General features: G+C 67.4%; 14 protein-coding genes. 7 read left to right on the top strand and 7 right to left on the bottom strand.

From position 1 onward, the window contains the following. The first annotated feature begins 109 nt into the window (after positions 1 to 109). The 7 genes from ACZ6YI_RS12870 to ACZ6YI_RS12840 all read left to right on the top strand — a co-directional run bounded on the left by ACZ6YI_RS12870 (position 110) and on the right by ACZ6YI_RS12840 (position 10,378). Positions 110 to 1,264, top strand: a complete 1,155-nt coding sequence (locus tag ACZ6YI_RS12870) for a LysM peptidoglycan-binding domain-containing protein (protein ID WP_465779005.1) — start codon at positions 110 to 112, stop codon at positions 1,262 to 1,264. A gap of 114 nt (positions 1,265 to 1,378) precedes the next feature. Further along, entirely contained in the window at positions 1,379 to 2,518 is a 1,140-nt protein-coding gene (gene dprA / locus ACZ6YI_RS12865; protein ID WP_465779004.1) for a DNA-processing protein DprA, read from the top strand. A 97-nt stretch (positions 2,519 to 2,615) separates the two neighbouring features. Beyond that, positions 2,616 to 5,153: a DNA topoisomerase I gene (locus tag ACZ6YI_RS12860; RefSeq protein WP_465779003.1), complete on the top strand. Its 2,538-nt coding sequence runs from the start codon at positions 2,616 to 2,618 to the stop codon at positions 5,151 to 5,153. Between the two features lies 1 nt (position 5,154). Beyond that, on the top strand, positions 5,155 to 5,724 hold the full coding sequence (tsaC, locus tag ACZ6YI_RS12855; RefSeq protein WP_465779002.1) for an L-threonylcarbamoyladenylate synthase type 1 TsaC: 570 nt from the start codon (positions 5,155 to 5,157) through the stop codon (positions 5,722 to 5,724). 60 nt (positions 5,725 to 5,784) lie between these two features. After that, entirely contained in the window at positions 5,785 to 7,101 is a 1,317-nt protein-coding gene (locus ACZ6YI_RS12850; RefSeq protein WP_465779091.1) for an AMP-binding protein, read from the top strand. 39 nt (positions 7,102 to 7,140) lie between these two features. Further along, positions 7,141 to 8,427, top strand: a complete 1,287-nt coding sequence (gene purD, locus ACZ6YI_RS12845) for a phosphoribosylamine--glycine ligase (protein WP_465779001.1) — start codon at positions 7,141 to 7,143, stop codon at positions 8,425 to 8,427. 76 nt (positions 8,428 to 8,503) lie between these two features. Beyond that, entirely contained in the window at positions 8,504 to 10,378 is a 1,875-nt protein-coding gene (locus tag ACZ6YI_RS12840; RefSeq protein WP_465779000.1) for an MFS transporter, read from the top strand. 9 nt (positions 10,379 to 10,387) lie between these two features. On the opposite strand, the gene ACZ6YI_RS12835 is transcribed toward ACZ6YI_RS12840, so the two are convergent. The 7 genes from ACZ6YI_RS12835 to ACZ6YI_RS12805 all read right to left on the bottom strand — a co-directional run bounded on the left by ACZ6YI_RS12835 (position 10,388) and on the right by ACZ6YI_RS12805 (position 14,837). Beyond that, positions 10,388 to 11,254: a beta-lactamase induction protein gene (locus tag ACZ6YI_RS12835; RefSeq protein ID WP_465778999.1), complete on the bottom strand. Its 867-nt coding sequence runs from the start codon at positions 11,252 to 11,254 to the stop codon at positions 10,388 to 10,390. Between the two features lie 44 nt (positions 11,255 to 11,298). Further along, complete coding sequence (gene nudC, locus ACZ6YI_RS12830; RefSeq protein ID WP_440327278.1) at positions 11,299 to 12,285, bottom strand: NAD(+) diphosphatase; 987 nt, start codon at positions 12,283 to 12,285, stop codon at positions 11,299 to 11,301. A 13-nt stretch (positions 12,286 to 12,298) separates the two neighbouring features. Continuing rightward, on the bottom strand, positions 12,299 to 12,682 hold the full coding sequence (erpA, locus tag ACZ6YI_RS12825; RefSeq protein ID WP_440327280.1) for an iron-sulfur cluster insertion protein ErpA: 384 nt from the start codon (positions 12,680 to 12,682) through the stop codon (positions 12,299 to 12,301). Positions 12,683 to 12,721: 39 nt separating this feature from the next. Further along, positions 12,722 to 13,147, bottom strand: a complete 426-nt coding sequence (locus ACZ6YI_RS12820) for a bactofilin family protein (protein WP_465778998.1) — start codon at positions 13,145 to 13,147, stop codon at positions 12,722 to 12,724. Then, positions 13,128 to 13,877, bottom strand: coding sequence for a DUF6776 family protein (locus ACZ6YI_RS12815; RefSeq protein ID WP_440327283.1), 750 nt, complete (start codon positions 13,875 to 13,877; stop codon positions 13,128 to 13,130). The genes ACZ6YI_RS12820 and ACZ6YI_RS12815 overlap by 20 nt, the downstream gene beginning before the upstream one ends. A gap of 117 nt (positions 13,878 to 13,994) precedes the next feature. Beyond that, the gene (gene bfr, locus ACZ6YI_RS12810) at positions 13,995 to 14,474 is read right to left on the bottom strand and encodes a bacterioferritin (protein ID WP_440327285.1); all 480 of its coding nucleotides are present in this window, start codon (positions 14,472 to 14,474) and stop codon (positions 13,995 to 13,997) included. A gap of 150 nt (positions 14,475 to 14,624) precedes the next feature. Continuing rightward, on the bottom strand, positions 14,625 to 14,837 hold the full coding sequence (locus ACZ6YI_RS12805) for a (2Fe-2S)-binding protein (RefSeq protein WP_465779090.1): 213 nt from the start codon (positions 14,835 to 14,837) through the stop codon (positions 14,625 to 14,627). Between the last annotated feature and the right edge of the window lie 67 nt (positions 14,838 to 14,904).

Here is a 14,904-nt window from a genome sequence, read left to right as displayed (position 1 = left end):
CTACACATTCTACGCTCACGCCGAGGGCCCGGCGAGCGTGGTGACATATTGTGCCCGTTAACGATTCGGTTACACTCGCGACAGAACCGGGGAAGGGGGAAAACCCGCCATGATCAAGAAGTTCGCCATGCTGCTCGGCGGCATGTTTTTCACTGTGGCTGTCTATGCCGCAGCGGCCCAGTTGCGACCGAATGCGCCGGATACCTATACCGTGCGCAAGGGCGACACCCTTTGGGATATTTCGGCGAAATTTCTCAGCAAGCCGTGGCTCTGGCCCGAGATCTGGCAGGCCAATCCCCAGGTCCGCAACCCGCACCTGATTTATCCCGGCGACGTGCTCAACCTGAGCATGTTCGGCGGCGCCCCGCGCGTCGGCCTGCAGCCGCGGATCCGCACCGAGGAAGAGGCGATCCCGGCCATTCCGCTGTCCGAGCTGCGCACCTTCCTGAAGGACATGCGCGTCATGGACGCCGATAGCGTCGAGAGCGCGCCCTACGTGGTCGGCTTCGAAGATGCGGCCCTGCGCGGCATCCCGGGCAACAAGGTCTACGCCCGCGACCTCGATAGCGCTACGCCGGGGCAGCGCTGGGCGATCGTGCGCCCGACCCACCGCTTCCGTGACCACGGCGACGACAAGGGCAACCTGGACGCCGTGAACAACCCCGGCCACGGCTCGTTCGTCGCCGATGACCTGGACAGCGACGTGTCGATGGCCCCGAGCCCCTGGCGCGAAGACACCACGCACGACACCCACAATGGCATCGGCAAAGATGCCGGCGTCGAGGTGACCGTGATCGGTACGGCCGAAGTCCTCACCACCAACGGTGATATCTCGAGCCTGGTGATCGTCGATTCGACCATGGAAATCCGCAAGGGCGATCGCTTCATGCCCGTGGACGACAAGCCGTACGACCCGTACTTCTACCCGCATGCGCCCAAGGCCTTGCCAAACGACCCGCGGGTCACCGGCCTGACCGAAGCCCGCTACGGCGTTGGCCGCCACCAGGTCGTGTCGATCTCGGCCGGCAGCGCGGATGGCATCGACAACGGCACGACCTTCACGGTGATGAGCCAGGGCGAGACCATCTCCGATGAGGTCAGCGGCAACTACAACCGCCGCGGCACCTCGCGTAGTGCCACGCTCCCGGATGAGTTCGGCGGCCACCTGATGGTGTTCAAGACCTTCGACCACGTCAGCTACGCGCTGGTGATGGACGCGCTGCGCCCCGTGCGCCGCGGCGACAAGCTGGTGCTGCCGGAGTAAGCGCCCGGCGCCCGGTGGTGTGAAAGGGGGAGGCTTCGGCCTCCCTTTTTTATGGCCGTACGCCGACAAGGGCTTCCGGGCACCTGCCTGCCGGCCTCCCCCTAGACTGTCCGCATGACTGACTCCGACCTCCGCCACTGGCTTCTCCTCATCCGCACCCCGGGCCTCGGCGGCCGCCGCCTCCGTGAAGGGCTGGCCCTGCGCGGCGGCCCGGCGGGCCTCGTCGACTGGATGCAGCGGCACGCGGAGACGCTGGCCGTGGATACCCGGGCGTGGCTCGCTGCGCCCGACGAAACCGCGCTCGCGCGGGACGAGGCATGGCTGCAGGGGGCTGACCACCGGCTCCTCCTGTGCACCGACGAGGACTTCCCCCCGCAGTTGGAGGCCCTGTCCGACGCGCCCGCGGCATTGTTCGTGAAGGGCGACGCCTCGCTGCTCCTGCGCCCCCAGGTCGGCATCGTGGGCGCCCGGAGGGCCCAGGCGCCAGGCCTGGCTACCGCCCGCCGCTTCGCCAGCGAGCTCGCCACGGGTGGCCTGCTGGTGACCAGCGGCCTGGCCGACGGCGTCGATGGCGTAGCGCACAGCGGCGCCCTGGATGCCGGTGAGCCGACCATCGCCGTGATCGGCACCGGCCCGGATGTCGTCTATCCCAGCAAGCACCATGCGCTGGCCCGGCGCATCGCCGCCCAGGGGGCGATCGTGAGCGAATTCGCCCCTGGCACCCCGTCGCGCGCGACGCATTTCCCCATGCGGAACCGGATCATCGCGGGGCTCAGCCTGGGTGTCCTGGTGGTCGAGGCGGGGTTGCGGTCGGGCTCGCTGATCACCGCCCACCAGGCGGGGGGGCTCGGACGCGAGGTCTTCGCGGTGCCGGGGTCGGTCAACAATCCACTGGCCGAGGGGTGCCACGCCCTGATCGCCGAGGGCGCCCGGCTGGTCCAGCGCAGTGATGAGATCCTTGCCGCGCTTGGTCCGGCGGCGCTGGAACTGGGGGCTGAGCTGCAGGCCAGGCTGGCGCTAGGCGGTCCGGGGCACGCGGCGCCGAAACGGCAAAAGGGCCCCTTCGACTGGCGCGAGGATGAGGAATATCGCCGCCTCCTCGACGCCATGGGTTACGATCCCGTCCTTTTGGACGCCCTCGTGGGCGGCACGGCCCTCTCCCCGGGTGCCCTGTCATCGATGCTGCTGATGCTGGAGCTGGAGGGCGAAGTCGCCAGCCTCCCTGGAAACCGGTACCAGCGGGTCGTGCGCTAAAGCGCTGCTTGACAGGCAACACGAGGGTGTGTTTCCAACTAAATATATACACACGCTAGGGTTCACTCGGCCCGGCGGACTTCGGAATCGCTTACGCATGGCAAAGAACCTCCTCATCGTCGAATCGCCGGCCAAGGCCAAGACGATCAACAAATACCTGGGCACCGACTTCCAGGTGTTGGCGTCGTATGGCCACGTCCGTGACCTGCGGCCGAAGGAGGGCGCCGTCGACCCGGAGCACGGGTTCGCCATGGCTTACGAGGTGATCGACCGCAACGAAAAGCATGTGGACGCCATCGCCAAGGCCGCCAGCAAGGCCAGCAGCATTTATCTCGCGACCGACTTGGACCGCGAAGGTGAGGCCATCTCCTGGCACATCAGCGAGATCCTGAAGGAGCGTGGCCTGCTGGAGGGCAAGGATGTCCAGCGCGTCGTCTTCAGCGAGATCACGCCGAAGGCGATCAAGGAGGCCGTGGCCAATCCGCGCAAGCTGTCGCACGACCTGGTCGATGCACAGCAGGCGCGCCGCGCACTCGACTACCTGGTCGGCTTCAATCTTTCCCCGGTGCTCTGGCGCAAGGTGCAGCGCGGCCTCAGCGCCGGCCGCGTGCAGTCGCCAGCGTTGCGCATGATCGTCGAGCGCGAGCTCGAGATCGAGGCCTTCAAGGCGCGCGAGTACTGGACGATCCAGGCCAACCTGACCCACGCCGATGGCGCCTTCGACGCCCGCCTGGTCAAGCTGGATGGCAAGAAGTTCGAGCAGTTCGACCTGACCAACGAGGCGGATGCGCAGAAGGCGCGTAGCGCGCTGGAGAAGGCCGCTGCCGGGCAGTTCACCGTGGGGGAGGTCACCAGCCGTGAGCGCAAGCGCCGCCCGGCGCCTCCGTTCACCACCTCGACGCTGCAGCAGGAGGCCGCGCGCAAGCTCGGCTTCTCCACGAGCCGCACCATGCGCGTCGCCCAGGGTCTTTACGAAGGCGTCTCGCTGGGTAGCGAGGGCAACGTCGGCCTGATCACCTACATGCGTACCGACTCGGTGGCGCTGTCCGATGATGCCGTGGCCGAGTTGCGCGACCTGATCGGCCGCGAGTACGGCAAGGGTGCGCTGCCGGATGTCGTGCAGGTGTACAAATCCAAATCGAAGAACGCGCAGGAAGCGCATGAAGCCGTGCGCCCCACCTCGGCCATGCGCATTCCGCGTAGCGTGGCGTCGTTCCTCAACGACGACCAGCGCAAGCTGTACGAACTGATCTGGAAGCGCACCGTCGCCTGCCAGATGATCCACGCCACGATGAACACCGTCTCGGTGGAATTCCCGGTGGGCGACTCCGGTTTCCGTTCGACGGGCACCACCGTGATCGACCCGGGCTTCCTCGCCGTGTACGAGGAAGGCAAGGACCAGAAGAACGACGACGATGACGAGAATCGCCGCCTGCCGCGCCTCGCCACCGGCGATCGCGTGCCGGTGTCCGCCATCGTGGCCGACCAGCACTTCACCGAGCCGCCGCCGCGTTACTCCGAAGCCAGCCTGGTGAAGGCGCTCGAGGAATACGGCATCGGCCGTCCCTCGACGTACGCCAGCATCATCCAGGTGCTGATCAGCCGCGAATACGTCATGCTCGACAGCCGCCGGTTCCGGCCGACGGACGTGGGCCGTGCGGTCAGCCAGTTCCTGTCGGGCCATTTCACCCAGTACGTCGACTACGACTTCACCGCGCGCCTCGAAGACGAACTCGATGCCGTCAGCCGCGGTGAGGAACAGTGGGTCCCGCTGCTCGAGCGCTTCTGGCAGCCGTTCAAGACGCTCGTGGACGACAAGACCGAAAGCGTCGACCGCAGCGAAGCGACGGGCGCGCGCGAACTCGGCACCGATCCCAAGAGTGGCAAGCCCGTATCGGTTCGCCTCGGCCGTTACGGCGCCTATGCGCAGATCGGCACCAAGGACGACGAAGCCAAGCCGACCTACGCCAGCCTGCGCCCCGGCCAGAGCATGCACACCATCACGCTCGAAGAGGCGATGGAACTGTTCAAGCTGCCGCGCAACCTCGGCCAGTCCGAGGCGGGCGAGGATGTGACGGTCGGCGTCGGCCGCTTCGGCCCGTTCGTGAAGCAGGGCAGCACGTATGCCTCGCTCAAGGCGGAAGATGACCCGTACACCATCGAGCTGCCGCGTGCGCTGCAGCTGGTCCAGGAGAAGCTCGAGGCGATCGCCAACCGCACGATCCTCGATTTCGGCAATGGCATCCAGGTGTTGAATGGCCGCTATGGCCCGTACATCACCGATGGCGAGAAGAACGCGCGCATCCCGAAGGATCGCGAACCGAAGACGCTGACCGAAGCCGAATGCGTCGAACTGCTGGCCGCTGCCCCGGTGAAGAAGCCGCGTGGCGGCAAGGCCGCGAAGAAGACGGCAACGAAGAAAGCCGCGACCAAGAAGGCCGCGGCGGCGAAGGAGCCGGCAGCGAAAAAAGCCGCGGTGAAGAAGACCGCCACGAAGAAGGCCGCGACGAAGAAGACGGCGGCAAAGAAAGCCACGGCGACGAAGACGGCCAGCAAGAAGACCGCGACCAAGAAAGCCGCCGTGAAAAAGACCGCCACCGGAAAGGCTGCTGCCAAGAAGACCCCGGCGGCCTGACGTGCGGCGGTTCGAACTGGCCCAGGTTGAAGACGCCGCGGCGCTGCTCCGTGCCGGCGGCGTGGTGGCTTACCCCACCGAGGCCGTGTTTGGCCTGGGGTGCGACCCGCACGATCGCGTGGCGTTCGAGCGGCTTTTCGCGCTGAAGGAGCGCCCTCCCACCCAGGGTGTCCTGCTGATCGCCGCGGACTTCGCCCAGGCCGAGCCCTACATCGATCTCGCGGCCGTGCCCGAAGGCGTCATGGCCCAGGTACACGCGACGTGGCCGGGCCCGAATACGTGGGTCTTTCCTCGCAGCGCGCGCGTGCCCGACTGGGTCGCTGGCGCGCATGCCGGCATCGCCTTGCGCGTCACCGCGCACGAACCGGCCGCCGCGCTTTGCCGCGCCTTCGGCGCGCCGCTGGTATCGACCAGCGCGAACCCGCACAGCGAGCCGCCGGCGCGCGACGTGGCCACGCTGCAACGCTATTTCGAGGGCCGCCTCGAAGCGGCACTCGACGCACCACTGGGCGGCCTCGACCGTCCCACCGTGATCCGCGACGCCCTGACCGGCGCTATGATTCGCGCCTGAGGAAGGGGGAAACACCACGTGGCAACTGTTTTCGAATCCACCGGGCGCGAAAGCGTCCCGATGTTGCCACTGCTGGCGGGTGCCCCCTCGCGCACGGTCGCCTGGCGCGACGGTCATGCCGTCGCCGCCGCAACCTTCCTCGCCCATGTTCGCCAGGTCGCGTCGCTGCTTCCCGAGGCGGTCGGCGCGGTGAACCTGTGTGAAGACCGCTATGCATTCCTGGTCGCGTTCGCGGCGCTGGTCCTGCGCGGCCAGGTGAACCTGTTGCCGCCGTCGCGTGCACCGCATGCCGTCGACGAGGTGATGGCCAATCACCCCGGTTGCTATGCCATCGGCGAGCTGGCGCTCGATCCGGCGCCGGCCGGTTACCTGCGCATGCCTGTGCTCGACGAGACCCAGCCGGCGTACGGCGAGGTTCCCGCGATCGCTGCGGATGCCATCGTCGCCATCGGCTACACCTCGGGTTCCACGGGTAAGCCGAAGCCGAACATCAAGACCTGGGGCAGTTACGCTGCCAGCAACCTTGGCAACATCCGCATGCTCCACGGCGTGATCGGCGGGCCGTTCGACGTGGTCGCCACCGTCCCGCCGCAGCACATGTACGGCATGGAGATGTCGGTCGTGATGCCGCTGATGTCCGAGGTTAGCGTGCACGCCGGGCGCCCCTTCTTCCCGGCGGACGTGGCCAGCGCGCTGGCCTCGATGCCGGAGCCCCGCGCGCTCGTCACCACGCCGGTACATCTCCGCGCGCTGGTCGAATCGGGCGTGCAGCTGCCTTCCCTTGCCGCCTTCGTCTCGGCGACGGCGCCCATGCCGGTCGAACTCGCCATCGAGGCGGAAAAGCGCTTCGGCGCACCGATGTGCGAAGTGTTCGGCTCCACCGAGACCTGTGTCTTCGCCAGCCGGCGCACGGCGATCGAGGAGGAGTGGTCGCTCTATGACGGGGTGACGCTGCATTCGCAGCCCGACGGCACCCTGGTGGATGCGCCCCAGCTCGCCGAGCCGATGGCACTGGCCGATATCGTCACCCTGCACGGTGGCGGCCGCCGTTTCCGCCTCTGCGGGCGGAATACCGACCTGCTGGAGATCGCCGGCAAGCGGGCGTCGCTTGGCGACCTCAACCGCCGCCTGCTCGCCATCGAAGGCGTGACGGACGGCGTGCTGTTCCAGCTGGATGAGCCGGACGCCTCGGGCGTACGCCGCATCGCCGGCCTCGTGGTCGCCCCTGGGCTCACCGCGGAGGCGGTGCTGGGGATCCTGCGCGCCGCGATGGATCCCGTCTTCCTGCCGCGCCCGCTGCGCGTCGTGGAGGCGCTCCCGCGCAACGAGACCGGCAAGCTGCCGCGCGGCGCCCTGCTGGCCCTGGTCCAGCGCTAGGGCGGGTTACAATCACCGGTCCACGAACCGGAGATTCCCATGAAAGTCCTCGTCATCGGCAGCGGCGGCCGCGAACACGCCCTGGCCTGGAAGCTCGGCCAGTCGCCGCGGGTCGACGAGGTGATCGTGGCACCGGGCAACGCGGGTACCGCGGTCGAGCCGGGCGTGCGCAACGCGAACGTTGCCGTCACCGATATCGATGGCCTGCTGGCCCTGGCGAAGAAGGAAGGCGTTGGCCTGACCGTCGTCGGGCCGGAAGTCCCGCTGGTGGCCGGCGTCGTCGATCGCTTCGCCGCGGACGGCCTGCGCTGCTTCGGCCCGAGCGCCGCCGCGGCCCAGCTGGAGGGCAGCAAGGCCTTCGCGAAGGACTTCCTCGCCCGCCACGCCATCCCGACCGCGCACTACGCCGTCTTCACCGACCTCGAGCCGGCCCTGGCGCACGTCCGCGAGAAGGGTGCGCCGATCGTCATCAAGGCCGATGGCCTCGCCGCCGGCAAGGGCGTGGTCGTCGCCATGACCCTCGCCGAGGCCGAAGCCGCGCTGCACGACATGCTCGGCGGCAAGGCGTTCGGCGATGCGTCGTCGCGTGTGGTGGTCGAGGAGTTCCTCGATGGCGAGGAAGCCAGCTTCATCGTCATCGCCGATGGCAAGCGCGCCCTGCCCATGGCCACGAGCCAGGACCACAAGCGCCGCGACGATGGCGACCAGGGCCCGAACACAGGTGGCATGGGTGCGTACTCCCCCGCGCCGGTCGTCACCGACGAGGTGTCGGCGCGGGTCATGCGCGAGATCATCGAGCCGACGCTCGCCGGCATGGTCGCGGACGGCGCGCCGTTCACCGGGTTCCTCTACGCGGGCCTGATGATCGATAAGACCGGCGCACCCAAGGTCATCGAATTCAACGTTCGCTTCGGCGATCCGGAAACCCAGCCGATCATGCTTCGCCTGCAGTCGGATCTGGTCGACCTCGTCGAAGCGGCGCTCGACGGGGATGTCGGCTGCGTCCAGGCGCAGTGGGATCCGCGTCCCTCGCTGGGCGTGGTGCTCGCCGCCGGCGGATACCCCGGCAAGGTTCGCGCTGGCGATGTCATCACCGGTTCGGCGGCTGACTTCGGCCCCGACGTGAAGGTCTTCCACGCCGGTACGGCTGTCGGTGTTGACGGACAGCCGGTGACCGCTGGTGGCCGCGTGCTGACGGTCTGCGCCCTTGGCGCCGACCTCGTCGAGGCACGTGCCGCGGCTTATGAGGCGGCGGGGGCGATCACGTTCGCCGACGTGTTCTACCGCCGCGACATCGCGCATCGCGCGCTCGCCCGCAAGGCGTGAGCCCGCACTGAGCTGGCTCCCGGGGCAGCCTGGGTGGTGCGCTACACTGCGCCCACACCACCAGGCTGACCACGGAATGTCCCAGTTCTCGCTCCTCGGCAAGCGCCGCTTCGCGCCGTTCTTCTGGACCCAGGCACTCGGTGCGTTCAACGACAACGCCTTCCGTAACGCGATGGTCATGCTCGTCGCGTTCCAGATGGCCTTGCCCGATAGCCAGGTCTCGCTCTACACCAACCTGGCGCCCGCGCTGTTCATCCTGCCGTACTTCCTGTTTTCCGCGACGGCGGGGCAGCTGGCCGAGAAGTTCGAGAAGACGCGCATCATCCGTTTCGTGAAGCTGTTCGAGATCGCCGCCATGGCGATCGCGGCGATCGGCTTCCACACGCACCACATTTCATTGCTGCTGCTCGTGCTGTTCCTGATGGGCGTGCACTCCACCGTGTTCGGCCCGATCAAGTATTCGATCCTGCCGCAGGCGCTCGAGCGCAGTGAGCTGGTCGGCGGCAACGCGCTAGTTGAGACGGGTACGCAGCTCGCCATGCTCATCGGCATGATCGTGGGCAACTCGCTCATGCTCATCGCCGGCTATGGCACCACGGCGGCATCGGCCGCGACCCTGGTGATCGCTGCCGCCGGTTACCTCACCTGCCGGGCGATCCCCGCCGCGCCGGCGACCGCGCCGGATCTCCGCTTCAACTGGAACCCTCTGTCCGAAACCTGGCGGGTACTCAAGCTGACCCATGAGGACCGCGCCGTGTTCAACGCGGTGCTTGGCATCTCGTGGTTCTGGTTCTTCGGCACGGTGATGATCGCCCAGCTGCCGAACTACACGCGGCACGTGCTCGGCGGCGACGGCTCGGTGAACACGCTGGTGCTCACCCTGTTCTCACTGGGCACGGGCATCGGTTCGCTCCTGTGCGAGAAGCTCTCGCGCAAGCGCGTCGAGATCGGCCTGGTGCCCATGGGTGCCTTCGGCCTGACCGTCTTCGCCATCGACCTGTACTTCGCGCGGCCGTCCGTGGCGCCGGGTGCCGCGCTGACCTGGAGTGCGTTCCTCTCGGTCCCCGGCGCATGGCGTGCCGCGCTGGACCTTACGTTGATCGGCGCGTTCGCCGGCTTCTACGTCGTGCCGCTCTTCGCGTTCGTGCAGAGCCGCGCACCGCGCGATCGCCTCTCGCGCATCATCGCGGGCAACAACATCGTCAACGCGTTGCTGATCTGCCTGGCGTCCGGCTTCGGCATCGGCCTCACCGCGATGGGACTGGAGACGCCGACGATTTTCCTGATTACCGGTGTGATCAACATCGCCGTGGCGGTGTACATCTTCACGCTGGTACCCGAGTTCATGATGCGTTTCATGACCTGGGTGGTGGTGAATACGCTGTACCGCGTGCGCGTGGATGGATTGAAGAACGTGCCTGACGAGGGCGCCGCCGTCGTCGTGTGCAACCACGTGAGCTTCATGGATCCGCTCATCCTGATGGCCTGCGTCCGCCGGCCCATGCGCTTCGTCATGTACTACAAGATCTTCAACATCCCGGTGCTGAACTTCATCTTCCGCACGGCCAAGGCCATTCCCATCGCGGGGCGCAATGAAGACGCGGCGCTGATGGAGAAGGCGTTCGAGCAGATCGACGAAGCACTCGCGGCGGGCGAGGTGGTCTGCATCTTCCCCGAGGGTGGCCTGACCCGCGATGGCGCGATCAGCACGTTCCGGCCTGGCGTCGATCGCATCCTCGCGCGTCGGCCGGTACCGGTGGTGCCGCTGGCGCTGCGCGGCATGTGGGGCAGCATCTTCAGTCGCCGCGATGGCGCGCTGCGCCGCGCGCGATTACCGCGCCGGTTCTGGTCGCGGATCGAGCTGGTCGGTGGCGCGCCGTTCCCCGCAGGCACCGCCCAGGCGGCGGTGCTGGAGGCGCGGGTCAGTGAGCTGCGCGGCGATAAGGCCTGACGCGACGCGTCAGGCGAACCAGGCCGCGAGCACGATCACCGCAACCACGGTAAGCCACACGACGAGCACGCGGCGGATCACGCGGCGCGCATCTTCCAGCTCCGCGATGGGATCGCTGACGTCCTGCGCATAGCCGTCGCCCGCTTCGACGTCGGCATCGACGCCGGCACGCGCCACGGCGCCCAGGAAATCGGGATCGAGCCGCGAGCGCGGGCTCCCCGACTGATGGTGCCAATGCCTCCAGGCGCCCATGACGGCATCGAAATCCGAGACCAGGGCCATCGCGAACACCATGAGGTGCGCGGGAATCCAGTCAAGGGCATCGGCCAGACGCTGGGCGGCGCTGCGGGCATCCGCGTCGAGCGCGAGCGAAGCGTCGCGGGCCAGGGTTTGCGCCAGGCGGTAGCCCAGTGCGCCGGCCGGGCCCAGGAGGAAGAACCACAACAGCACGCCGAAGCGCCGGCGCAACGCGGCGAAGAACGTCGCTTCGACCAGTGCGGGCGCGAACCACGGCAAGGGATCGGCGCCGGATTGCAGGGCAGCCACCGCCTCATCGCGGCGTAGCGTGTCGGTCGCGCGGGTGATGGCATCGATGTCGCTCTCGATTTCACGCGGGCCGAGGCAGTACACCAGCACGACCACCGCGAAGAGGAGCCATGCGACGTCGAAGAAGGGCAGGGCGCGGAGGATCCCGGCGATGATGGCGCAGGCGATCACCGGCACGAGCAGGATGATGGCGACGCGGCCCGCGCCGGAGGTATCGCCCAGCCGGCTGACCCAGCTCCGGAACCAGCGCTCGTCGCGCCAGCGCGCCAGTTGCGGCACGCTCCAGGCAATGACGAGGGCGATGAGGACGGCGAGCAGTCGTAAGGCCATGGGATGCGCGTTCAACGGGACTTGGCCCGATTGTAGGCGAAGCCCTAGCGCTTGGGCGCGCTCGCGATCAGTTCGGCCAGGCTGACGCCACGCAGCGCGAGCCAGTGCTCGATGAGCCGGTACGACACCGAGAGCGGCGGTGGCACGCCGAGCGCGCCTGAGGCCATCCCCTGGACGATATCGTCCACCGTGAACCAGCGGGCGTCCTCGAGCTCATCATCGCGCAGGCGGATGTCGCGGGATTTCGCCACCGCGGTGAAGCCAACCATCAGTGAAGCCGGGAGGGGCCAGGGCTGCGACGAGTGGTACGTGGCATGCAGTACCTCGACGCCCGATTCCTCACGGACCTCGCGCTTCACCGCATCCTCGAGCGATTCGCCGGGCTCGATGAAACCGGCCAGGGTCGAATAGCGGCCCTGTGGCCAGCCGCGCTGGCGGCCGAGCAGGCAGGCGTCGCCGTGCTCCACGATCACGATGATCGCGGCGTCGGTGCGCGGGAAGTGCAGGTGTGCGCCATCCGGGTTGGTGCATTGCACGCGGTGCCCGGCGGCGACAACCACCGTGGGCGCGCCGCACAGCGTGCAGAAGCGGGTCTGGCGCTGCCAGTGGGTCACGCCCTTGGCGAACGCGAACAAGCCTGCCTCGAAGGCATCGAACAGCAGGCCGGCGTCACGCAGCGACATGCGCCGCGCACCGGTCATGCCTTCGAACAGCGCGGCGTGGGCCTCATCGAGCACCACCGTGAACCACGCGCGCCCGTCAGCGAGGCCAAGCAGCGTGGAGGGCACATCGCCGAAGCGCTCGTTGCGCATCGCGGGCAGCATCCAGTGCGGCGCGTCGGCGTCGGGCGTGACGAAGGCCTGGCCTTCGGTATCGAGCACGAGGAAGCGAGTGCTGGCGGCCTGCTCGGTTTCCTCGACCCAGAGGCGGTCGTCGCGGCGTTCCGCCATGCGATCGATCGCGATGCCGGCGAAGACGTTTTCCCTGGCGCGGCTGGCGGCGGCCTGGTCGCGTTCCTGCCCGGCGCTCACTCAGCCGGGCCGGTCAGGCGCTGAACGACGAGCCGCAACCGCAGGTCGTCTTCGCGTTGGGATTGCGGATGACGAACTGCGAACCGCTGAACGATTCCGCGTAGTCGATTTCCGCGCCGGTCAGGTACTGCAGCGACAGCGGATCGACCACGAGCGTGACGCCCTCGCGCGATACAGCAAGGTCGTCCTCGGCCTGGTCTTCATCGAAGGTGAAGCCGTACTGGAACCCCGAGCAGCCGCCGCCACTGATGTACACGCGCAGCTTGAGGCTGGGGTTACCTTCCTCTTCGATAAGCTCGTGCACCTTGCGGGCGGCCGCCTCGGTGAAAACCAGGGGCGCGCCAGCCGACCGGTAATCCGGCGCGCCGGTCGGGGCCATGGGGAATGGGTTATTCATGCCCACCATAATGGCGCCGTTCGCCCGCAGGTCAAGCCTTCAGGTGAGGGCCGGTGCGGCATCGATGGCCTGCTGGGCCAGCTGGCGAACCGAGACCGGGGCGCGGTGGATCATCTTGCCGTTCACCTGGGCGCCGGCGGCCATTTCCAGCACCTGGTAATGCACATCGCCCTCCACGCGAGCCAGCGAGGCCAGTTCGAGCCGCTCCGCGACGTCGATGTCGCCGGTGACGCCGCCGTTGATCACCGCGTGGGGCACCTCGATGCGGCCCGTCACATGGCCAGTCTCACTGACCGTGAGCACGCCGTCGCTGCCGGGATCGGCGTGGATCGAGCCTTCGACCGTGCCATCGAGGTGGAGCGCGCCGGAGAAGTGGACGTCCCCACGGACCGTCACGCCGCGCGCGATCAGGCTGGTGGTGGCGCCGGACGCGGTTGGCGTGTGCTTACGGTTGCTGCTGAACATCGGTGACCTCATCGGTACGGGTGGCGTCGGCCCAGGCGATCGCCGAAGTGGTGGTATCGCCGGCATCGGCGCCGGCCGTGAAGCGCAGGCGCGTAGGTTTGAACCCCGCGGGCACGGTAAAGCTGGCCTGGACCTGCTGGAAGTATTTGAAGGAAAAAGGAATGCCGGTGGACGCCGCGGACTGGCCAAGGGCTGCGCCCTCGAGGGTGCTGACCTTGTTTCCCTGGATCCCTTCGACCGCGACCTTCAGGTTGCCCTTCACCAGCTCACCGCGGCGCGCGTTCTGGGTCAGGGTCACCACCATGTTCCACGCGTTCGGCATGCCGGGGACCCCGGAGACCCGGGCACCCTGGATCTTGAGGCCATCGCGCTGGCCGTTGCCGCCAACGAGCCGCGAATAGAACGCGAGGTCGGTGCGCAGGCCGCTGATTTCCTCGTCGCGCTCCGCCAGGTTCTTCTTGAGCTCTTTCGTGGCGATATCCGCCACCTGGCCTGCGCGCTGCAGGTTGGCGACCTGCTGGCGCAGCTCTTCGTTATCGGTGCGGAGCTGGCTGACGCTGGCGCGCCCCGGCACCGCGGATGAGCCTCCGGTGCCCGTCATGGCCCACGCAAGGCCGGCCGCCACGACGATGCTGGCCAGCCAGCCGGCGCCCCACAGGAGCTTTGTCCGGCGGTCGCGGGCTGCATCGTGCGTACGCACGACAAAGCGTGGCGGTTGGCGTGGCGCCATGGAGGGTTCCGTGCAAGAAACGTGAAGGGCGATGGTATAGCCCCTGTGTTTCGAAATGGTCAAGGAACCCTGTCAGGTCTTACGAAAAAGGCCGCCTCGCGGCGGCCTTTCGTCGGATCAGTGCTCCAGGGAGCCGACCTTGCTGAGCATGTAGCGCTCGGGGCCGATATCCGAGATAAGGCTGAACTGGGTTTCCAGCCAGTCGATATGCTCTTCTTCCTGGCCCAGGATGAACTTGAACAGGTCGCGGCTCACGAAGTCGTGGATGCCTTCGCTGTACGCGATGGCTTCGCGCAGGTCCTTCGTGGCGACCATTTCGAGGTCGAGGTCGCCCTGGAGGCATTCGACCACGTTCTCACCGATGCGCAGCTTGCCGAGGTGCTGCAGGTTGGGCAGGCCGTCGAGGAAGAGGATCCGCTCGATGAGCTTGTCCGCGTGCTTCATTTCCTCGATGGATTCCTCGTACTCGTGCTTGGCCAGCTCGTTGTAGCCCCAGTCCTTGAACATCCTGTAATGCAGGAAGTACTGGTTGATAGCGGCCAGCTCGTTGTAGAGCACCTTGTTGAGGAACTCGATGACTTTCGCGTCGCCCTTCATGTGGCGTCTCTCCCTTGAATGCAGACGCGACTATACGTCGCCGCAAAAGACGATGACGTAACGAGAATGAACACGAATCGCGTCCGCGATTCCGAATGACATGTGGGAGCGCGCTTGCGCGCGATCCGGCCAGCGGCCGGCCCGGATATCTCAGGCCGTAGCAGGCAGGAACGTAAGCACCGCCGGCCTGGCCTCGACCGCCTCGCGCAGGCACTGCCGCGCCTCGGGCTCACAAGCCCCGCAGCAGTCCGAGCAACCCGTACGAGTCTGGAGCTCGGCAAAGGTATCGACGCCCTCGGCCGCAAGGCGGCGGATGGCGTGGTCGGTGACGGCGTTGCACATGCAGATGTACATGGTGCGAATTCGAACGCGAATGCGAACGATTGTCAACAACACAAATGTGAAGGCCGTTCAGGCACCGGTCCGGGTG

The sequence above is a fragment of the Luteibacter sp. NPDC104163 genome, from assembly GCF_055584245.1.
This window is presented reverse-complemented; position numbering and strand designations above follow the sequence as displayed.

Excerpts from the sequence above, each read along its gene's own strand:
- ACZ6YI_RS12850 (WP_465779091.1), top strand. The coding sequence starts at position 5,785 with ATGTTGCCACTGCTGGCGGGTGCCCCCTCGCGCACGGTCGCCTGGCGC.
- ACZ6YI_RS12840 (WP_465779000.1), top strand. The coding sequence starts at position 8,504 with ATGTCCCAGTTCTCGCTCCTCGGCAAGCGCCGCTTCGCGCCGTTCTTC.
- ACZ6YI_RS12835 (WP_465778999.1), bottom strand. The coding sequence starts at position 11,254 with ATGGCCTTACGACTGCTCGCCGTCCTCATCGCCCTCGTCATTGCCTGG.
- ACZ6YI_RS12870 (WP_465779005.1), top strand. The coding sequence starts at position 110 with ATGATCAAGAAGTTCGCCATGCTGCTCGGCGGCATGTTTTTCACTGTG.
- ACZ6YI_RS12820 (WP_465778998.1), bottom strand. The coding sequence starts at position 13,147 with ATGTTCAGCAGCAACCGTAAGCACACGCCAACCGCGTCCGGCGCCACC.
- erpA (WP_440327280.1), bottom strand. The coding sequence starts at position 12,682 with ATGAATAACCCATTCCCCATGGCCCCGACCGGCGCGCCGGATTACCGG.
- ACZ6YI_RS12860 (WP_465779003.1), top strand. The coding sequence starts at position 2,616 with ATGGCAAAGAACCTCCTCATCGTCGAATCGCCGGCCAAGGCCAAGACG.
- dprA (WP_465779004.1), top strand. The coding sequence starts at position 1,379 with ATGACTGACTCCGACCTCCGCCACTGGCTTCTCCTCATCCGCACCCCG.
- bfr (WP_440327285.1), bottom strand. The coding sequence starts at position 14,474 with ATGAAGGGCGACGCGAAAGTCATCGAGTTCCTCAACAAGGTGCTCTAC.
- ACZ6YI_RS12815 (WP_440327283.1), bottom strand. The coding sequence starts at position 13,877 with ATGGCGCCACGCCAACCGCCACGCTTTGTCGTGCGTACGCACGATGCA.
- purD (WP_465779001.1), top strand. The coding sequence starts at position 7,141 with ATGAAAGTCCTCGTCATCGGCAGCGGCGGCCGCGAACACGCCCTGGCC.